16 protein-coding genes are annotated in these 15779 nt (G+C 52.8%); 7 read left to right on the top strand and 9 right to left on the bottom strand.

The genetic code is table 11. From position 1 onward, the window contains the following. Positions 1-12 precede the first annotated feature (12 nt). Genes nagC through nagB form a run of 3 tightly spaced genes read right to left on the bottom strand, consistent with a single transcriptional unit; the run spans position 13 to position 3250 of the window. The gene (gene nagC, locus GC090_RS14740; protein ID WP_033739308.1) at positions 13-1233 is read right to left on the bottom strand and encodes a DNA-binding transcriptional regulator NagC; all 1221 of its coding nucleotides are present in this window, start codon (positions 1231-1233) and stop codon (positions 13-15) included. A gap of 7 nt (positions 1234-1240) precedes the next feature. Then, a complete protein-coding gene (gene nagA / locus GC090_RS14735) occupies positions 1241-2389 on the bottom strand; it encodes an N-acetylglucosamine-6-phosphate deacetylase (RefSeq protein ID WP_033739310.1) in 1149 nt (382 codons plus the stop codon). 60 nt (positions 2390-2449) lie between these two features. After that, complete coding sequence (gene nagB, locus GC090_RS14730; protein ID WP_006118426.1) at positions 2450-3250, bottom strand: glucosamine-6-phosphate deaminase; 801 nt, start codon at positions 3248-3250, stop codon at positions 2450-2452. A 318-nt stretch (positions 3251-3568) separates the two neighbouring features. On the opposite strand from nagB, the gene nagE reads away from it, so the two are divergent. The 3 genes from nagE to GC090_RS14715 all read left to right on the top strand — a co-directional run bounded on the left by nagE (position 3569) and on the right by GC090_RS14715 (position 8049). Continuing rightward, on the top strand, positions 3569-5602 hold the full coding sequence (gene nagE / locus GC090_RS14725; protein WP_324020224.1) for an N-acetylglucosamine-specific PTS transporter subunit IIBC: 2034 nt from the start codon (positions 3569-3571) through the stop codon (positions 5600-5602). A gap of 151 nt (positions 5603-5753) precedes the next feature. Then, positions 5754-7421 carry a glutamine--tRNA ligase gene (gene glnS, locus GC090_RS14720; RefSeq protein ID WP_006118428.1) on the top strand — a complete coding sequence of 556 codons (1668 nt, stop codon included), beginning with the start codon at positions 5754-5756 and terminating at the stop codon, positions 7419-7421. A gap of 232 nt (positions 7422-7653) precedes the next feature. Beyond that, on the top strand, positions 7654-8049 hold the full coding sequence (locus tag GC090_RS14715) for a hypothetical protein (RefSeq protein ID WP_033739315.1): 396 nt from the start codon (positions 7654-7656) through the stop codon (positions 8047-8049). Positions 8050-8108: 59 nt separating this feature from the next. On the opposite strand, the gene fur is transcribed toward GC090_RS14715, so the two are convergent. The 4 genes from fur to ybfF all read right to left on the bottom strand — a co-directional run bounded on the left by fur (position 8109) and on the right by ybfF (position 10755). Further along, on the bottom strand, positions 8109-8552 hold the full coding sequence (fur, locus tag GC090_RS14710) for a ferric iron uptake transcriptional regulator (RefSeq protein WP_033739317.1): 444 nt from the start codon (positions 8550-8552) through the stop codon (positions 8109-8111). 337 nt (positions 8553-8889) lie between these two features. Next, positions 8890-9420 carry a flavodoxin FldA gene (gene fldA, locus GC090_RS14705; protein ID WP_006118431.1) on the bottom strand — a complete coding sequence of 177 codons (531 nt, stop codon included), beginning with the start codon at positions 9418-9420 and terminating at the stop codon, positions 8890-8892. A gap of 131 nt (positions 9421-9551) precedes the next feature. Then, a complete protein-coding gene (gene ybfE, locus GC090_RS14700) occupies positions 9552-9827 on the bottom strand; it encodes a LexA regulated protein (RefSeq protein ID WP_006118432.1) in 276 nt (91 codons plus the stop codon). Between the two features lie 163 nt (positions 9828-9990). Then, positions 9991-10755, bottom strand: coding sequence for an esterase (gene ybfF, locus GC090_RS14695; RefSeq protein ID WP_324020220.1), 765 nt, complete (start codon positions 10753-10755; stop codon positions 9991-9993). Positions 10756-11005: 250 nt separating this feature from the next. Between ybfF and seqA the strand changes: the two genes are divergently transcribed. Next, positions 11006-11557 (top strand): replication initiation negative regulator SeqA, encoded by a 552-nt coding sequence (gene seqA, locus GC090_RS14690; protein WP_006118434.1) that lies wholly within the window; start codon positions 11006-11008, stop codon positions 11555-11557. A 25-nt stretch (positions 11558-11582) separates the two neighbouring features. Continuing rightward, positions 11583-13223, top strand: a complete 1641-nt coding sequence (gene pgm / locus GC090_RS14685; RefSeq protein WP_033739321.1) for a phosphoglucomutase (alpha-D-glucose-1,6-bisphosphate-dependent) — start codon at positions 11583-11585, stop codon at positions 13221-13223. Positions 13224-13262: 39 nt separating this feature from the next. Here the strand turns inward: pgm and kdpE are convergent, their stop codons facing one another. Next, positions 13263-13937: a two-component system response regulator KdpE gene (gene kdpE / locus GC090_RS14680; protein ID WP_006118436.1), complete on the bottom strand. Its 675-nt coding sequence runs from the start codon at positions 13935-13937 to the stop codon at positions 13263-13265. A gap of 256 nt (positions 13938-14193) precedes the next feature. On the opposite strand from kdpE, the gene GC090_RS14675 reads away from it, so the two are divergent. Next, the gene (locus GC090_RS14675; RefSeq protein WP_033739322.1) at positions 14194-14394 is read left to right on the top strand and encodes a YbfA family protein; all 201 of its coding nucleotides are present in this window, start codon (positions 14194-14196) and stop codon (positions 14392-14394) included. Between the two features lie 369 nt (positions 14395-14763). Here GC090_RS14675 and GC090_RS14670 read toward each other — a convergent pair whose 3' ends face one another. Further along, a complete protein-coding gene (locus GC090_RS14670; RefSeq protein WP_277281665.1) occupies positions 14764-15234 on the bottom strand; it encodes a carboxymuconolactone decarboxylase family protein in 471 nt (156 codons plus the stop codon). A gap of 57 nt (positions 15235-15291) precedes the next feature. Here GC090_RS14670 and GC090_RS14665 point away from each other — a divergent pair, with 57 nt between their 5' ends. After that, a complete protein-coding gene (locus GC090_RS14665; protein ID WP_054634316.1) occupies positions 15292-15762 on the top strand; it encodes a MarR family winged helix-turn-helix transcriptional regulator in 471 nt (156 codons plus the stop codon). Positions 15763-15779 lie beyond the last annotated feature (17 nt).

Genomic DNA, 15779 nt, shown 5'->3' with positions numbered 1-15779 from the left:
AACAGGCTGCGCTTAGTCTTCCAAAAGATGTTGCAGCAGGATGCCGTTTAACATCGCTCGTTTCGCCAGCGCAAAGGCGCCGATCGCCGAGCGATGATCGAGTTGTGAACGCACCACAGGCAGATTTTTACGAAAGGCCGCCAGTGTCTGCGTATTAATGCAACTTTCAATCGCGGGTAGCAAGACACGTTCTGCTTCGGTGATCTCGCCTGCCAGCACGATTTTTTGCGGGTTAAACAGGTTGATCGCAATCGCAATCGCCTTACCCAGATAACGCCCCACATGCTCGACAACTTCGCAGGCTAACGCATCGCCCTGATTGGCGGCCTGGCAGATATGCTGCATCTGGCACGCCGCCTGAGTCAGGATGCTCGGGTAGCCTTTATTCAGTAGCTCGCTTACACGATGTTCAATGGCGCTGTTTGCCGCAATGGTTTCAAGACAGCCAAAGTTGCCACAGTGGCAGCGTTCCCCCAGGGGATCGACCTGAATATGACCGATTTCACCGACATTGCCATTACTGCCCAAAAAAATCTGCCCGTTGGCGATAATGCCTGCGCCGGTTCCCCGATGCAGGCGCACTAATATCGAGTCGGCACAATCGCGCGTTGCGCCAAAATAGTGCTCAGCCAGCGCCAGGCTGCGAATATCATGGCCCACAAAACTGGTGACGTTAAACCGGTGCTTTAGATTAGCAACCAGCGGCCACTGATTCACATGAATATGCGGCATGTAGCGGATTACGCCATTAAGCGGATCAACGAGGCCGGGCAAAATCACGGAAATCGCGATTAGCTCGCGAATTTTCGCTTCACTCTGCTGGATAAAATGCGCAATGGCATCGAACAACGCCTGTTCGAGTGCTTCCTGCGTGCGCTGGGGCAGGGGATAATCCTGCTGAGCCAGGGATTTACCGCTTAAATCGAACAGGGTTAGCGTGGCATCATTGCGGCCAAGGCGCACACCGATGGTGTGAAAGTGGCGGGTTTCCGTCACGATAGAAATGGCGCGGCGACCGCCAGTGGACGCCTGCTGGTCCACTTCTTTAATCAAACCGCGCTCAATAAGCTGACGTGTAATTTTGGTGACACTGGCGGGAGCAAGTTGGCTTAAATCCGCAATCTGAATACGTGAAATCGGCCCTTGCTGGTCGATTAACCGGTAGACGGCCGCGCTATTCAGTTGTTTGACAAGATCGACATTTCCAATTTGAGTCTGGCCGCCAGTGGTCATTCAGTGCTTACTCGCTCAGGACGTTATCTCCATTGACTAACGTCTTAATAATTTTAAAGTCGCGTGTAAAAACCGTCAGGTTGGCGAGTTTCCCTGCCTGAATCGTACCTGACTGTTTTTCAACGCCCATTGCCTGTGCGGGATAAAGTGATGCCATGCGCAGGGCTTCATCCAACGCAATGCCCGCATGCTCAACGCAGTTTTGTACGGCTTCAATCATTGTCAGTGCTGAACCGCTTAGCGTGCCCTGCTCATCCACGCACAACCCGTTACGATAATAGATTGTTTTACCAGCAAAAATAAACTTATCGATAGCAGCGCCCGCCGGTGCTGTCGCGTCGGTGACCAACACCAGTTTGTCACCTTTGATGCGTTTAGCATTGCGGACGTTAGCGTAATGGACATGTAAACCATCTGCAATAATGCCGCAGTATACATCAGGCGCATCAAACAGCGCACCGATGAGGCCGGGCTCACGTCCGGCAAAGGCAGGCATCGCATTATAGAGGTGCGTGGCGAACGTAATGCCCGCCGCAAACCCCGCTTTTGCCTCTTCATAAGTGGCACTGGAATGTCCGGCTGAGACCACGATACCCGCTTCGCTCAGTTGGCGAATCACCGCGCTGCCCACCACTTCGGGTGCCAGCGTAACTTTGCTGATCACGTCTGCGTTGTCGCAAAGGAATTGCACCATCTGCGCATCGGGCTCACGGATCAGGGCAGGGTTATGTGTGCCCTTTTTCGCCACACTCAGCCAGGGGCCTTCCAGATGTAAGCCCAGCATAACGTGAGGATACTTCTGCAAAAAGGCGCGCATTGTTTCCACCGCGCGCACCATCAGTGCGTCACTGCTGGTAATCAGCGTAGGCAGAAAGCTGGTACAGCCCGATTTCACATTGGCGCGATGCATGGTTTCCAGCGTTTCCACGCTGATGGCGTCTATATCGTCATTAAACTGGACGCCGCCACAGCCGTTAAGCTGCAGGTCGATAAAGCCGGGCGCGATAATGGCGCCGCTTACGTCCTGCTGTTCAATGCCTGACGGCAAGGCAGTAACAGGGCAAACCCGTTCAATGCGTCCGTCAGCGATCACCACGGCATGGTGATCCAGAATTTCGTAGCCGCTGTAGATTCGGCCATTGACTAATGCGTACATCTTCTTCTCCCGGCTTACCTGCCGCTCGTGCATCTGACAGCAGGTGACGTAATAACGGTATTAAACGCCCTGCATATTTTCCGCTTCCATTTCACGGAAGTACTTCACCGTTTTAACTTTCAACTCCATGGTCGCGGGCTCGTCGCAGACCACCACGGATTTAGGATGGAGTTGCAGGCAACTGATTGTCCACATGTGGTTCACGTTTCCTTCCACGGCAGCCTGCAACGCCTGTGCTTTAACGTGACCAGTAACCAGAATCATCACTTCTTCAGCGTCCAGCAGCGTGCCCACGCCAACGGTCAGGGCATATTTCGGCACCTGATCAACATCACCGTTAAAAAAGCGTGAATTTGCCACACGTGTGTCGTGAGTCAGCGTTTTGATACGAGTGCGTGAAGATAATGACGACGCGGGTTCGTTAAAGGCGATATGGCCATCATTACCGACGCCGCCCATGAACAGGTGGATTTTGCCCAGAGACCGAATTTTATCTTCATAACGGCGACATTCTGCGTCAATATCGGGCGCATTACCATTCAGCAAATTGATGTTTTCGGGTTGAATATCAACGTGGTCAAAGAAATTACGATGCATAAAGCTGTGGTAGCTTTCCGGATGCTCTTTCGGCAGCCCGACATATTCATCCATGTTGAAGGTAATGACATGTCTGAAGCTAACCTGGCCCGCTTTGTGCATATCGATCAGGTGCTTGTACGCTTCCAGAGGCGTACCGCCCGTAGGCAGTCCCAGAATAAAGGGCTTGTCAGCGCTGGGATTAAACGCATTAATACGGTTCACAATATGGCGCGCTGCCCATTTGCCGACCTGAGTGGGAGTAGATAAAGGAATCAGTCTCATGTTGCACCTCAAATGTGAGTGAAGGATTCGACGCGCAGCAAAGCCATGCTGCCGGTGAGGACAGGCGAATGGGAAGGAAACGCGCGTCTTGATATTTCGCATCATAAAATAAGTGGGCGTTCATAGCCAGTCATGTCGACGTTAAAAATCAATTTTTGGTGATTTTTGTCACAAATGGCTGCTATTAATTTGTAGAGCGAATTAATTTGTTATTACACTCCTCAGCACTGAGTGTAATGCCGTCAGAAGCGGGCTGCTGACATAACAACATTAAGCGGCAGCCATGCAATAAGTCAGTTTCAATGGGGGAAAAGGTCAATGTTAAGTTACTTACAACGTGTGGGGCGGGCCCTGATGGTGCCGGTCGCTACGCTGCCCGCAGCAGCAATTTTAATGGGAATAGGGTACTGGATCGATCCTGACAGCTGGGGTGCAGGCAATGCCTTTGCCGCGTTGTTAATTAAATCCGGTGGCGCGATCATCGAAAATATGTCGGTGCTGTTCGCCATTGGCGTTGCATACGGCATGTCAAAAGATAAAGACGGTGCGGCTGCACTGACCGGCTTTGTGGGCTTCCTGGTCGTCACTACGCTGTGTTCACCGGCTGCTGTAGCCATGATCCAGAAAATCCCGGTGGCGGACGTGCCGGCAGCGTTTGGAAAAATCAGCAACCAGTTTGTCGGTATTCTGGTAGGCGTGCTGTCCGCAGAAGTCTATAACCGTTTTAGCCATGTAGAACTGCCCAAAGCGTTCTCATTCTTTAGCGGGCGTCGGCTGGTGCCTATTCTGGTGTCCTTCCTGATGATTCTGGTGGCATTTATCCTGATGTACATCTGGCCTGTCATCTTTAATGGTCTGGTGAGCTTCGGTGAGCATATTCAGAAACTGGGATCGGTTGGTGCGGGTGTTTACGCCTTCTTTAACCGTTTGCTTATTCCGGTTGGCTTACATCATGCGCTGAACTCCGTTTTCTGGTTCGACGTAGCAGGCATTAACGATATCCCTAAATTCCTCGGCGGTGCGCAGTCGCTGGCAAATGGCACTGCTATCCCGGGCATCACTGGCCGCTATCAGGCGGGTTTCTTCCCAATTATGATGTTCGGTTTGCCGGGTGCGGCGCTGGCAATTTACCATTGCGCTCGCCCTGAAAACCGGGCAAAAGTGGGCGGTATCATGCTGGCGGCCGCTTTCGCAGCATTCTTTACCGGTATCACCGAACCGCTGGAATTCTCCTTTATGTTCGTGGCACCGGTACTGTATGTCATCCATGCTGTACTGACCGGCATCTCGGTCTTTATCGCTGCCAGCATGCACTGGATTGCCGGCTTTGGCTTCAGTGCGGGATTAGTGGATATGGTGCTCTCTACCCGTAATCCCCTGGCGACGCACTGGTACATGCTGATTCCGCAGGGCCTGGTGTTCTTCGTGATTTATTATCTGGTCTTCCGCTTTACCATCAAAAAATTCAACCTGATGACCCCAGGTCGTGAACTGGCGGTAGCGGGGGATGAAGCGGACGGTTATGACGTGAACGTTGATACCACTGATAATGGTGAAAGCGCCACGGAGTCACTGGCACGCCGCTACATCGGCGCGGTGGGCGGTTCAGACAACCTTACCGCCATTGATGCCTGTATTACCCGTTTACGTCTGAACGTGAAAGATGCGGGCCAGGTTAACGAAGGTGTGGCAAAACGGCTGGGCGCGTCGGGTGTGATTCGCCTCAACAAGCAAAGTGTCCAGATTATCGTGGGTACCCAGGCGGAAAGTATCGCCACGGCCATGAAAAAAGTGCTGGTGAAAGGCCCGGTTGCTGGCGCAGCCAGCAGTGGCAGTGCGCCAGCCCCCGCTAACGAGGCCAAACCCCAGGCCGTCCTGAACAGTGAAAAACGCGTTATCGCAACGCTGGTGGCCCCAGTGAGCGGTGAGGTTATCGCACTGGATGCGGTGCCGGATGAGGCTTTCGCCAGTAAAGCCGTGGGTGATGGCGTGGCGATTAAGCCGAGCGACAAGCGCGTCGTTGCGCCTGTTGCCGGTACGGTGGTGAAAATTTTCAACACGAACCATGCTTTCTGTCTGGAAAGTGAAAACGGGATAGAGATCGTCGTGCACATGGGGCTGGATACCGTGGCGCTGGACGGTCAGGGCTTTACCCGTTTAGTGGAAGAGGGTGCACAGGTCACAGCAGGCCAGCCGGTGCTGGAGATGGATCTGGACTATCTTAACGCCCATGCCCGCTCAATGATCAGTCCGGTGGTGGTGAGCAATATTGAAGACTTCGCCGGTTTAACGCTGCTGACGCAGGGCCAGGTCATCGCCGGTGAAACCCCGCTGTATGAAGTAAAAGGCTAATTCCCTGTATCCTCAACAAAAGGCAGGAAGCGATTCCTGCCTTTTTTATTTTAATCGCCCAACAAACGGTTGTTTCTCTGCAACGCTTTGTGGATCATACCCGGATATTACGTGGTATAAACCACCCATTCTATGCGTTGAGGATTTTGAGATGAGTGAGGCTGAAGCCCGCCCAACGAACTTTATTCGTCAGATTATTGACGAGGATTTGGCGAGCGGTAAGCACAGCAGTGTGCATACCCGTTTTCCGCCAGAGCCAAATGGTTATCTGCATATCGGCCATGCTAAATCAATCTGCCTGAATTTCGGTATTGCACAAGATTATCAGGGCGAGTGCAATCTGCGTTTTGACGATACCAATCCGGTCAAAGAAGATATGGAGTTCGTCGAATCCATTAAGCGTGACGTGCAGTGGCTGGGTTTTACCTGGAGCGGCGAGGTTCGTTATTCATCTGACTATTTCGACCAGCTTTATCACTATGCCGTTGAACTGATCAACAAAGGCCTGGCCTACGTTGATGAACTGACGCCAGACGAAATTCGTGAATACCGCGGTACCTTAACGGCACCGGGTAAAAACAGCCCTTACCGCGACCGCAGTGTGGAAGAGAACCTCGCGCTGTTTGAAAAAATGCGCAATGGCGAGTTCGCAGAGGGCAAAGCCTGTCTGCGCGCGAAAATCGACATGGCTTCCAGCTTTATCGTCATGCGCGATCCGGTGCTGTACCGCATCAAGTTTGCCGAGCATCATCAAACCGGCAATAAGTGGTGCATCTACCCGATGTACGATTTCACCCACTGCATTTCGGATGCGCTGGAAGGCATTACGCACTCCCTTTGCACGCTGGAATTCCAGGACAACCGCCGCCTGTATGACTGGGTGCTGGATAACATTACTATTCCTGTTCATCCGCGTCAGTATGAGTTTTCGCGCCTGAATCTGGAGTATGCGGTGATGTCAAAACGCAAACTGACGCAGCTGGTCAGCGAGAAGCATGTTGAAGGCTGGGACGATCCGCGCATGTTAACCGTGTCGGGTTTGCGTCGTCGTGGTTACACCGCGGCCTCCATTCGTGAGTTCTGCCGCCGCATTGGTATCACGAAGCAGGACAACATCGTTGAAATGGCTTCGCTGGAATCCTGTATCCGCGACGATCTCAACGAAAATGCGCCGCGGGCGATGGCGGTGCTGGATCCGGTGAAAATTGTGCTGGAAAACCTGCCTGCCGGGCACAATGAAGTGCTCAGCATGCCAAATCATCCTAACAAACCGGAAATGGGCACACGCGATGTTCCCTTTAGCCGCGAGATCTGGATCGATCGTGCCGACTTCCGCGAAGAGGCGAATAAGCAATATAAGCGCCTGGTGCTGGGTAAAGAAGTGCGTCTGCGTAATGCCTATGTCATCCGTGCGGAACGGACCGCGAAAGATGAAGAAGGCAATATCACCTGCATCTACTGCACCTGTGACGTCGATACGCTGAGTAAAGATCCCGCTGATGGCCGTAAAGTCAAAGGGGTTATCCACTGGGTCTCAGCTGAACATGCACTACCGGCAGAATTCCGTCTGTATGACCGTCTGTTCAGCGTCCCGAATCCGGGTGCGGCGGATGATTTTCTGACGACAATCAATCCGGATTCGCTGGCGATTAAACACGGCTTCGTTGAACCCGGTCTGCGTGACGCAGAAGCCAGTGCGCCTTATCAGTTCGAACGTGAAGGCTATTTCTGCGCTGACAGTGTGTATTCAACACCGTCGCAGTTAGTGTTTAACCGTACTGTTGGTCTGCGCGATACCTGGGCGAAAAACGGCGAATAATTTACGCCGCATGGTCATCAGATGATCGGTAAAGGGCGAGCAATCGCCCTTTTTTATTGGGTGGATTTTTTTTAGCGCCGACATTTGTCCTGAACCCGTTTAATTCGATTAATTTTCCTTCTGTGGAATCGCTCTCAGTTTAATTTTTTTAATAACTTTCCCGGTGTGAATTATTTTTTTTCAGGTACGCTAACCCTCTGTAGTCTTTGTTTGCGGGTTAAAAAGGAAAAAAATGACAGTTTTCGCACAGGAAGCCAAACACAGCGTTGTCGTCCTACATCAACTCATTGAACATATTTTTAACCACAGCCGTGACAGTGGTGACAGCTTTCATCTGCTGCTTTCTCATTTTCATCCTGACTTCCAGATGGTCACGCCACAGGGCAAGATGCTGAACCTCAATGAGGTTGAAGAACTCTTTCGCCGCTTACAGGGCGCACGGGAAGGGATGCGCATCGCGACCAGCGAACATGTGATCCTGTCAGAGCACGCTAACGAGGTCACCATTCAGTATCGGGAAGTGCAGATGATGAATGGGGAAAATAAAAGCCGCATTTCCGTTGCGATTCTGGACTGCTCCACCTCGGTGCCCCGCTGGCGCTACCTGCAGGAAACGCTGGTGGCGTGACTGACAGGCACAAAAAAGCCGATGCAGGCATCGGCTTTTTCTTTACCGTCTGACAAACGTTACTTGTCGTGCAGTGTTTCGTCTTCGCGGCAATCGCCCAGGGCACAGTGACCATACAGGTACAGGCTGTGGTTGGTGAGCTTAATACCGTGACGGGTCGCGATATCACGCTGACGCGTTTCAATAGACTCATCACTAAATTCAATGACTTTACCGCAATCCAGACAGATCAGGTGATCGTGATGGTGCTGCTGCGTCAGCTCAAACACCGATTTACCGCCTTCAAAGTTGTGGCGGGTCACAATGCCGGCATCGTCGAACTGGTTCAGTACACGGTAAACCGTGGCCAGTCCAATCTCTTCGCCCATATCAATCAGGCGTTTATACAGATCTTCCGCGCTGACGTGATGGCATGCAGGTTCCTGAAGCACTTCCAGAATTTTGAGTCTGGGCAGGGTGACTTTCAGGCCAGCCTTCTTTAATGCGGTGTTGTTGTCAGTCATGCGGATATTGTCCTGTTACTTTGGTCACTCTTGTGGCATGTAGCCTGTATGTCGATCGACCGCCATTCTCATTTGCGTCTCATTATAGAACTGATGCGCTGAAATGAAAACCGATGCTGCCTGCGATGAAACCGTGGCGATGTTCGCGGTACAAAGCATGGAGGGCGGGCTGGCTACCATTTCGCGTTGTGTCATCTCAATTCCAGGGAAATAAGCAGATGATCGATGCGGGTATTCTACAGACTAAATGCGGAAAGTTACAAAAATGTAGCTATTATTTTTATAGGAAAAGCCATTGATGCAGTGTGGACCAGCGCCCACACTGCGCTCACGGCTATCAGGCTTCGATAATTTCTTTGAGTTGCAGTTCATCGAAGATCTGCTTAACCCACTTGTCGACGCGTTCGTTCGTCAGTTCTGGCTGGCGATCTTCATCAATCGCCAGGCCCAGGAAGTGGTTATCGTCTGCCAGACCTTTTGAGGCCTCGAAGTGGTAACCCTCGGTTGGCCAGTGGCCCACGATAATGGCACCGTTAGGTTCGATGATGTCACGAATGGTGCCCATCGCGTCACAGAAGTACTCGGCGTAGTCTTCCTGATCGCCACAACCGAACAGCGCCACCAGCTTACCGTTGAAGTCGATCTCTTCCAGCGTCGGGAAAAAGTCATCCCAGTCGCACTGTGCTTCACCATAGTACCAGGTCGGAATACCCAGCAGCAGGATGTCAAAGGCTTCCAGATCTTCTTTAGTGCTTTTCGCGATGTCGTGAACCTCTGCAACGTCTTTGCCCAGTTGTTTCTGGATCATTTTTGCAATGTTTTCGGTGTTACCGGTATCGCTGCCAAAGAAGATGCCTACGATTGCCATGGGTAAAATAACCTCTTAAATCCTGATGATAGAATGAATGCCTGAGCATATTCAGCAAATGATAGCAGACCACGCAAAAGGGCGGAACTTGTAAAGCCGCGACATTTGTTTCTGTGTGCGGTTTGCGTGCGTTAGTCCAGTTTGAGTTGCGCCAGCAGCATTTGTTCAATTAATTCACTGCGGCTGAGATTACGCTGTTCAGCCAGCGTATTAAGCGCTTCTACCGCCTGGCTGTTCATTTTGAGTTCGACACGGCGAAGCCCGCGCCCTTTGTCACGTTTCAGTTGATTGCGTTTATTGATACGCAGTTGTTCATCACGCGTAAGCGGACTGGTTTTAGGGCGACCAGGGCGACGCTCGTTAGCGAACAGATCGAGCGTCGTGCGGTCAGTGTTTTCTTTTGCCATGGCTTAGTACAACTGAATGGGCGCAAACGGATCGTGCCGCTGCGCAGATTAAATTACTGGCTTTTACCGTGGATACGCGCCCACGGCAAAAATTTAGCGCGCCATCATACTCCAGGCTAACCATGGACGCCAATCCTAAACTTTTACAGCCAGTTAAGCGGGTTTATTGTGCAAAAAACCGGCGAATGCTGCGTAAAACAGCATCAGGTTTTTCGGCGTGGACCCAGTGACCTGCACCGCCAATCACGTGCGCCTGCGCGGCGGGAAACTGTTGCAGTATCGCGTCACGGTACTGATTGTCCAGATAAGGGGAGTCACCACCGCGAATGAACAACGCCGGGTGCGGCCACGCGGGCACCGTTTCCCAGCCGGTGATATGCGCATAGTTGTCCCAGAGCGCTGGAACGTTAAAGCGCCATTCACCGCTACTGAACGATTTCAGGATGAACTGAATCACACCTTCTTCATTAAGATGCTGACGCATAATTTCGGCCGCCTCACTGCGCAGCGTCACGCCCGCGTCGGTGACAGCTCGGATCGCGGCAAAAATTTCGTCGTGGCGGCGCGTCTGATAGTCGACGGGCGCAATGTCGATCATCACCATCTGTTCTATCCGCTCAGGGGCCAGGGCGCTCATCGTCATGGCAATTTTACCGCCCATGGAGTGACCAATGACGGAAAGGCGCGCAATGCCCTGCGCATCAAGCGTGTCCAGCATATCCTGGGCCATAACCTGATAGGTCATCTCGTCAGCGCGCGGAGATAAGCCATGATTACGCACATCAACCTGGATAAGCGGATGGTCATCTTTCAGACCGCGCGCCAGAACGCCGAGGTTATCAAGACTGCCAAACAAACCGTGAATGAGCAGAACGGGTGTGGAATCAGCAGAAGATTGTTCAGTTTGCAGACGGGCATTCAAAATCATAGCAAAGTTCTTAAGTGTGAGACCTGCGCTTAGGTTATCATGGTTTCACCTTTTCAGGTGCGCTGCTTCCGGTGGCATTAGGACATATTCTGACTTTTGCCCCTAAACCGTTTGAATGCTATCAGCCTGTCTGAATTTAACTTTATAATCTTCATGTTAGAACCTGCACACGGCCTGAAACCCCGGTGTTTACCTCTGGATTTTCAGAAAATCGCGGGTTCTGTCGTGAGTCAAAACCGTACGGAATAAGATGAAAACGATCGAAGTTGACGAAGAGCTCTACCGTTATATTGCCAGCCACACGCAACATATTGGCGAAAGCGCATCCGATATTCTGCGCCGTATGCTGAAGTTTACTGCGGGTCAGACAGCCACCGCGACCGAAACACAGCCTGTTGCCGCCTCGCAGCCGTCTAAAACGGCACAGTCGGCAGGGAATGAGTCACGCCCTCAGGATCGTGTTCGTGCGGTGCGCGAGTTGCTGCTTTCTGATGAATATGCAGAGCAGAAGCGGGCGGTAAATCGCTTTATGCTAATCTTGTCAACGCTCTATCGTCTGGATACGGCCGCGTTTGCTGAGGCGACCACCTCCATGCAGGGCCGTACGCGCATCTATTTTGCAGGCGATGAGCACACGCTGCTGCAAAGCGGCACCCATACCAAGCCGAAGCATGTGCCCGGCACGCCGTACTGGGTCATTACGAATACCAATACCGGTCGTAAACGCAGCATGATCGAACACATTATGCTGTCGATGCAGTTCCCATCGGAACTGGCTGAGAAAGTTTGCGGCACCATTTAAACTGAAGCGTCAGGGAGAAGCGCCAATGGCCAATCACCCCCGTGCCGGGCAGCCTGCCCAGCAGAGCGATTTGATTAACGTTGCACAATTAACTTCACAATATTATGTCCTGCAGCCCGATGTGGCGAATCCAGAACATGCGGTGAAATTTGGCACATCAGGCCATCGCGGTAGCGCAGGACGTCACAGCTTTAACGAAAAGCACATTCTGGCGATTGCGCAGGCGATTGCGGAAGAGCGTAAAAAGAACGGTATTACCGGCCCGTGCTATGTGGGTAAAGATACGCACGCGCTGTCTGAGCCCGCGCTGCTGTCCGTGCTGTCCGTGCTGACCGCAAACGGGGTTGATGTGATCGTTCAGCAGGATAACGGTTATACGCCAACGCCTGCGATTTCGAACGCTATCCTTGAACACAACAAATCCGGCGGCCCACTGGCGGATGGCATTGTGATTACGCCGTCGCACAATCCCCCGGAAGATGGCGGCATTAAATACAATCCGCCAAACGGTGGGCCGGCAGATACCAACGTCACCAAAGTGGTGGAAGACCGCGCGAATCAGCTGTTGAAAGACGGCCTTAAAGACGTTAAACGTCTGTCACTGGATCAGGCCTGGGCCAGCGGCCACATCCATGAAAAAGATCTGATTCAGCCTTACGTGGAAGGTCTGTCACAGATCATCGACATTCCTGCGATTCAGAAAGCGGGCCTGAAGATTGGTGTCGATCCGCTTGGCGGTTCCGGGATCGCTTACTGGCAGCGTATCGCTGAGCACTACAAGCTGGATCTGACGCTGGTGAATGACGCTGTCGACCAGACTTTCCGCTTTATGCACCTGGATAAAGATGGTGTGGTGCGCATGGACTGTTCGTCCGAATGCGCCATGGCGGGGCTGCTGGCCTACAAAGATAAATTCGATCTGGCCTTCGGAAACGATCCAGATTATGACCGTCACGGCATTGTTACCCCTGCCGGGCTCATGAATCCAAACCATTATCTGGCCGTTGCGATCAACTATTTGTTCCAGCACCGTCCGCAGTGGGGTCAGGACGTTGCCGTGGGTAAAACCCTCGTGTCCAGTGCGATGATCGACCGGGTCGTAGACGATATTGGTCGCAAGCTGGTAGAAGTCCCGGTGGGCTTTAAATGGTTCGTGGATGGCCTGTTTGATGGCAGCTTTGGTTTTGGCGGCGAAGAAAGTGCGGGCGCGTCATTCCTGCGCTTCGACGGCACACCCTGGTCAACCGATAAAGACGGGATCATCCTGTGTCTGCTGGCGGCAGAAATTACGGCCGTAACGGGCAAGAACCCGCAGCAGCACTATGACGAACTGGCTGCACGCTTCGGTGCGCCAAGCTACAACCGTCTGCAGGCACCGGCAACATCGGCGCAGAAAGCCGCATTGTCGAAGCTGTCACCTGAAATGGTCAGTGCAGATACGCTGGCGGGCGATCCGATTACCGCGCGCTTAACGGCCGCTCCCGGTAACGGCGCGTCTATCGGTGGACTGAAAGTCATGACGGAAAACGGCTGGTTCGCCGCGCGTCCATCGGGCACCGAAGACGCGTATAAGATCTACTGTGAAAGCTTCCTGGGCGCAGAGCACCGTGCGCAGATCGAGAAAGAAGCCGTCGAGATTGTCAGTGAAGTGCTGAAAAACGCCTGATAAATCTGTTAAATAAAAAAAGCGCCGCTGGCGCTTTTTTTATGGCATGAACCGGTAGCCGATACCGGTTTCCGTCAGCAGGTGAACGGGTTGGGTCGGATTGGCTTCAAGCTTTTGACGCAGATGGCCCATATAAATGCGTAGATAATGGCTGTGTTCGACAGCGTTGGGTCCCCAGACCTGATTCAGCAGCTGACGCTGCGTCAGAACTTTCCCCGCGTTATTCAGTAATGTGGTCAGCAAACGAAACTCGATGGGCGTAAGGTGAACTTCTTCGCCCGCGCGCAGCACACGCCGTGCGGCAATATCGACGACCACGTCGGCGAAGCTGACCTTCGGATCGGGGTGCTTCCCGGCATGACGCCGCAGGGCGACCCGAACACGCGCCAGCAGTTCACCAATCCCAAAAGGTTTAGTCAGGTAATCATCGGCACCAGCATCCAGTGCGTCAATTTTGTCCTGCTCGTCAGTACGGGCAGAGAGAACAATAACCGGCAGCGTGCTCCACTGGCGGAGTTCACCAATAAACGTCTTGCCGTCGCCATCAGGTAAACCCAGATCAAGGATGACTAAATCGGGCTTTCGCGTGGCGGCTTCGATCAGTCCACGTTGCAGCGTCTCAGCATCGAAAACCTTCAGGCCTTCACTTTCCAGCGCGAGGCGCACGAAGCGGCGAATTTCTTTCTCATCTTCAATGATTAAAACCGTGGTCACACCAATCCTGCCATTGCCTGAAAAGGGAAAACACACTGTATCAACTTTTCTGGCGTTCGTCCGTGTTGCCATGAAATCCGTTGAAGGATCACCTCTGTAACTCATAATTAACCTGGGTATAACGGCCAGGTAAACTTACCCGTGCATAACAAAAAAGACGCAAATTTAGTGGTCAGATGAGTAGTAAAATCATCCAACCCGGCGTAATATTAGACACAGATCACATTTATGACGTTTTTTTACTCAGGAGGCTGCTATGTACCGCACCTATTCACTTCCCAAAATTATTTTGCGCCGTACACTGGTCATCCTGTCAGGTCTGCTCGCTCTGCCGGTTATGCTGTTTCGTCAGGATCGGGCGCGCTTCTACAGCTACCTGCATCGGATGTGGTGCAAAACCAGCGCCAAACCGGTCTGGCTGGCGCAGTCTGAAGCAGCGGCGGGTATTTTCTGGTAAGTCCCTGCTGTGCGGTTGATTTTACGCCGCGTAGGCCTGGGGACACATCCCTACAGCGGGGATTGCCAGCGTTTTCTCAGACGTGCTTATCTGTTTCCACCTGCAGTGTGCTGTGGCACGGTGTTAAGGGCGACACAGCGCCTCTTTTTTCCCTGTTCGTTCCGTCACGCAGCTTAGTTGCGCCTTAGCTTTGCGCCAGTGAAGCAGGAAACCTTCTCAGTGTCCGGGCAAGCCGCCCCGTCCGCCAGTGCCCGTTCACGGGCAACCCTTCCTTATTATCTGACCGGCGGCCCCGACGGGCAGCGCACTTTACGCGCTTCAGAACCCGCTGCAATATCGCCCACAGGCAGAAGCACTGACGGCAGACCGCTAGCGTTTAGGCACCGGTGGGGCAAACTGCAGCGCGCCTGCGATACGGTTCCAGGCATTGATCGCGGCAACAGCCGAGGTAAGAAACGCGATTTCCTGTTTATCGAAGACGCGGCTGACCTCAGCATACACCGCATCAGAAACCGGCTGCTGAGCCATTAAGGTCAGGGCCTCTGTCCAGGCCAGCGCAGCACATTCCCGCTCCGAATAGATACCGGTTTCGCGCCATACGGCGACCAGATCCATTTTTACCGGGCTCAAATCGGTCTTACGCGCCAGATTGAGATGGTACTGGAGGCAAAAAGCGCACGCATTCAGCTGTGAAGCGCGCAGTTTGATCAGCTCAGTGAGCGATTTTTCCAGCCCGGAATCGTCAACGGCTTTGCCCAGCATCGCTAAGGCTGCCACCACATCGGGTGCGGTATGTTCGAACGAAGACCAGTCGCTGCGACGGTGATTAAGCGATGTCACGATATACCTCATCTGCTAATATAAGAGTTCGAATAACAATATACGAACTCTTATATTATGCGCAAGTCAGATCTGCAGAGCACCACCATCCCTGAACCCGGTGAAGGAAAACGCGGTGAGTCAGGCCATATTGGTTATCTGCTGCGGCAGGCCCATGCGGCTCATAAAATCAGAATGGAAAATGCGCTGAAGGATAAAGGCGTCACGTTGCCGCAATTTTCGGTGCTGACCATGCTTGCGGCCTATCCCGGCGCATCGGGTGCCGACCTTGCGCGTCTGTCGCTGCTGACGCCACAGACGATGAGCGTCATTGTGGCGAATCTGGAGCGGGCCGGAATGATTCGTCGTCGTCCGCACGCGGTGCACGGCAGAATTCAGGTGATTGAGATTGCTGACGCCGGGCGTGACGTTCTCGCGCAGTGCAAAGTAGCGGTTCAGTCGGTTGAGGCCAGCCTGCTTTCGGGGGTCACGCCTGAGGATGAAAAGGTGATTCGGCGCTGGCTGGTCAGCGTGGCAGTGGGAGAATAAACCGTTAAAAAAGACCA

Source organism: Pantoea sp. JZ29 (genome assembly GCF_035190385.1).
GTDB classification, from domain to species: Bacteria; Pseudomonadota; Gammaproteobacteria; order Enterobacterales; family Enterobacteriaceae; genus Pantoea; species Pantoea stewartii.
This window is presented reverse-complemented; position numbering and strand designations above follow the sequence as displayed.

Excerpts from the sequence above, each read along its gene's own strand:
- nagA (WP_033739310.1), bottom strand. The coding sequence starts at position 2,389 with ATGTACGCATTAGTCAATGGCCGAATCTACAGCGGCTACGAAATTCTG.
- glnS (WP_006118428.1), top strand. The coding sequence starts at position 5,754 with ATGAGTGAGGCTGAAGCCCGCCCAACGAACTTTATTCGTCAGATTATT.
- fur (WP_033739317.1), bottom strand. The coding sequence starts at position 8,552 with ATGACTGACAACAACACCGCATTAAAGAAGGCTGGCCTGAAAGTCACC.
- pgm (WP_033739321.1), top strand. The coding sequence starts at position 11,583 with ATGGCCAATCACCCCCGTGCCGGGCAGCCTGCCCAGCAGAGCGATTTG.
- GC090_RS14665 (WP_054634316.1), top strand. The coding sequence starts at position 15,292 with ATGCGCAAGTCAGATCTGCAGAGCACCACCATCCCTGAACCCGGTGAA.
- seqA (WP_006118434.1), top strand. The coding sequence starts at position 11,006 with ATGAAAACGATCGAAGTTGACGAAGAGCTCTACCGTTATATTGCCAGC.
- ybfE (WP_006118432.1), bottom strand. The coding sequence starts at position 9,827 with ATGGCAAAAGAAAACACTGACCGCACGACGCTCGATCTGTTCGCTAAC.
- nagC (WP_033739308.1), bottom strand. The coding sequence starts at position 1,233 with ATGACCACTGGCGGCCAGACTCAAATTGGAAATGTCGATCTTGTCAAA.
- GC090_RS14675 (WP_033739322.1), top strand. The coding sequence starts at position 14,194 with ATGTACCGCACCTATTCACTTCCCAAAATTATTTTGCGCCGTACACTG.
- GC090_RS14715 (WP_033739315.1), top strand. The coding sequence starts at position 7,654 with ATGACAGTTTTCGCACAGGAAGCCAAACACAGCGTTGTCGTCCTACAT.
- ybfF (WP_324020220.1), bottom strand. The coding sequence starts at position 10,755 with ATGATTTTGAATGCCCGTCTGCAAACTGAACAATCTTCTGCTGATTCC.
- nagE (WP_324020224.1), top strand. The coding sequence starts at position 3,569 with ATGTTAAGTTACTTACAACGTGTGGGGCGGGCCCTGATGGTGCCGGTC.
- fldA (WP_006118431.1), bottom strand. The coding sequence starts at position 9,420 with ATGGCAATCGTAGGCATCTTCTTTGGCAGCGATACCGGTAACACCGAA.
- nagB (WP_006118426.1), bottom strand. The coding sequence starts at position 3,250 with ATGAGACTGATTCCTTTATCTACTCCCACTCAGGTCGGCAAATGGGCA.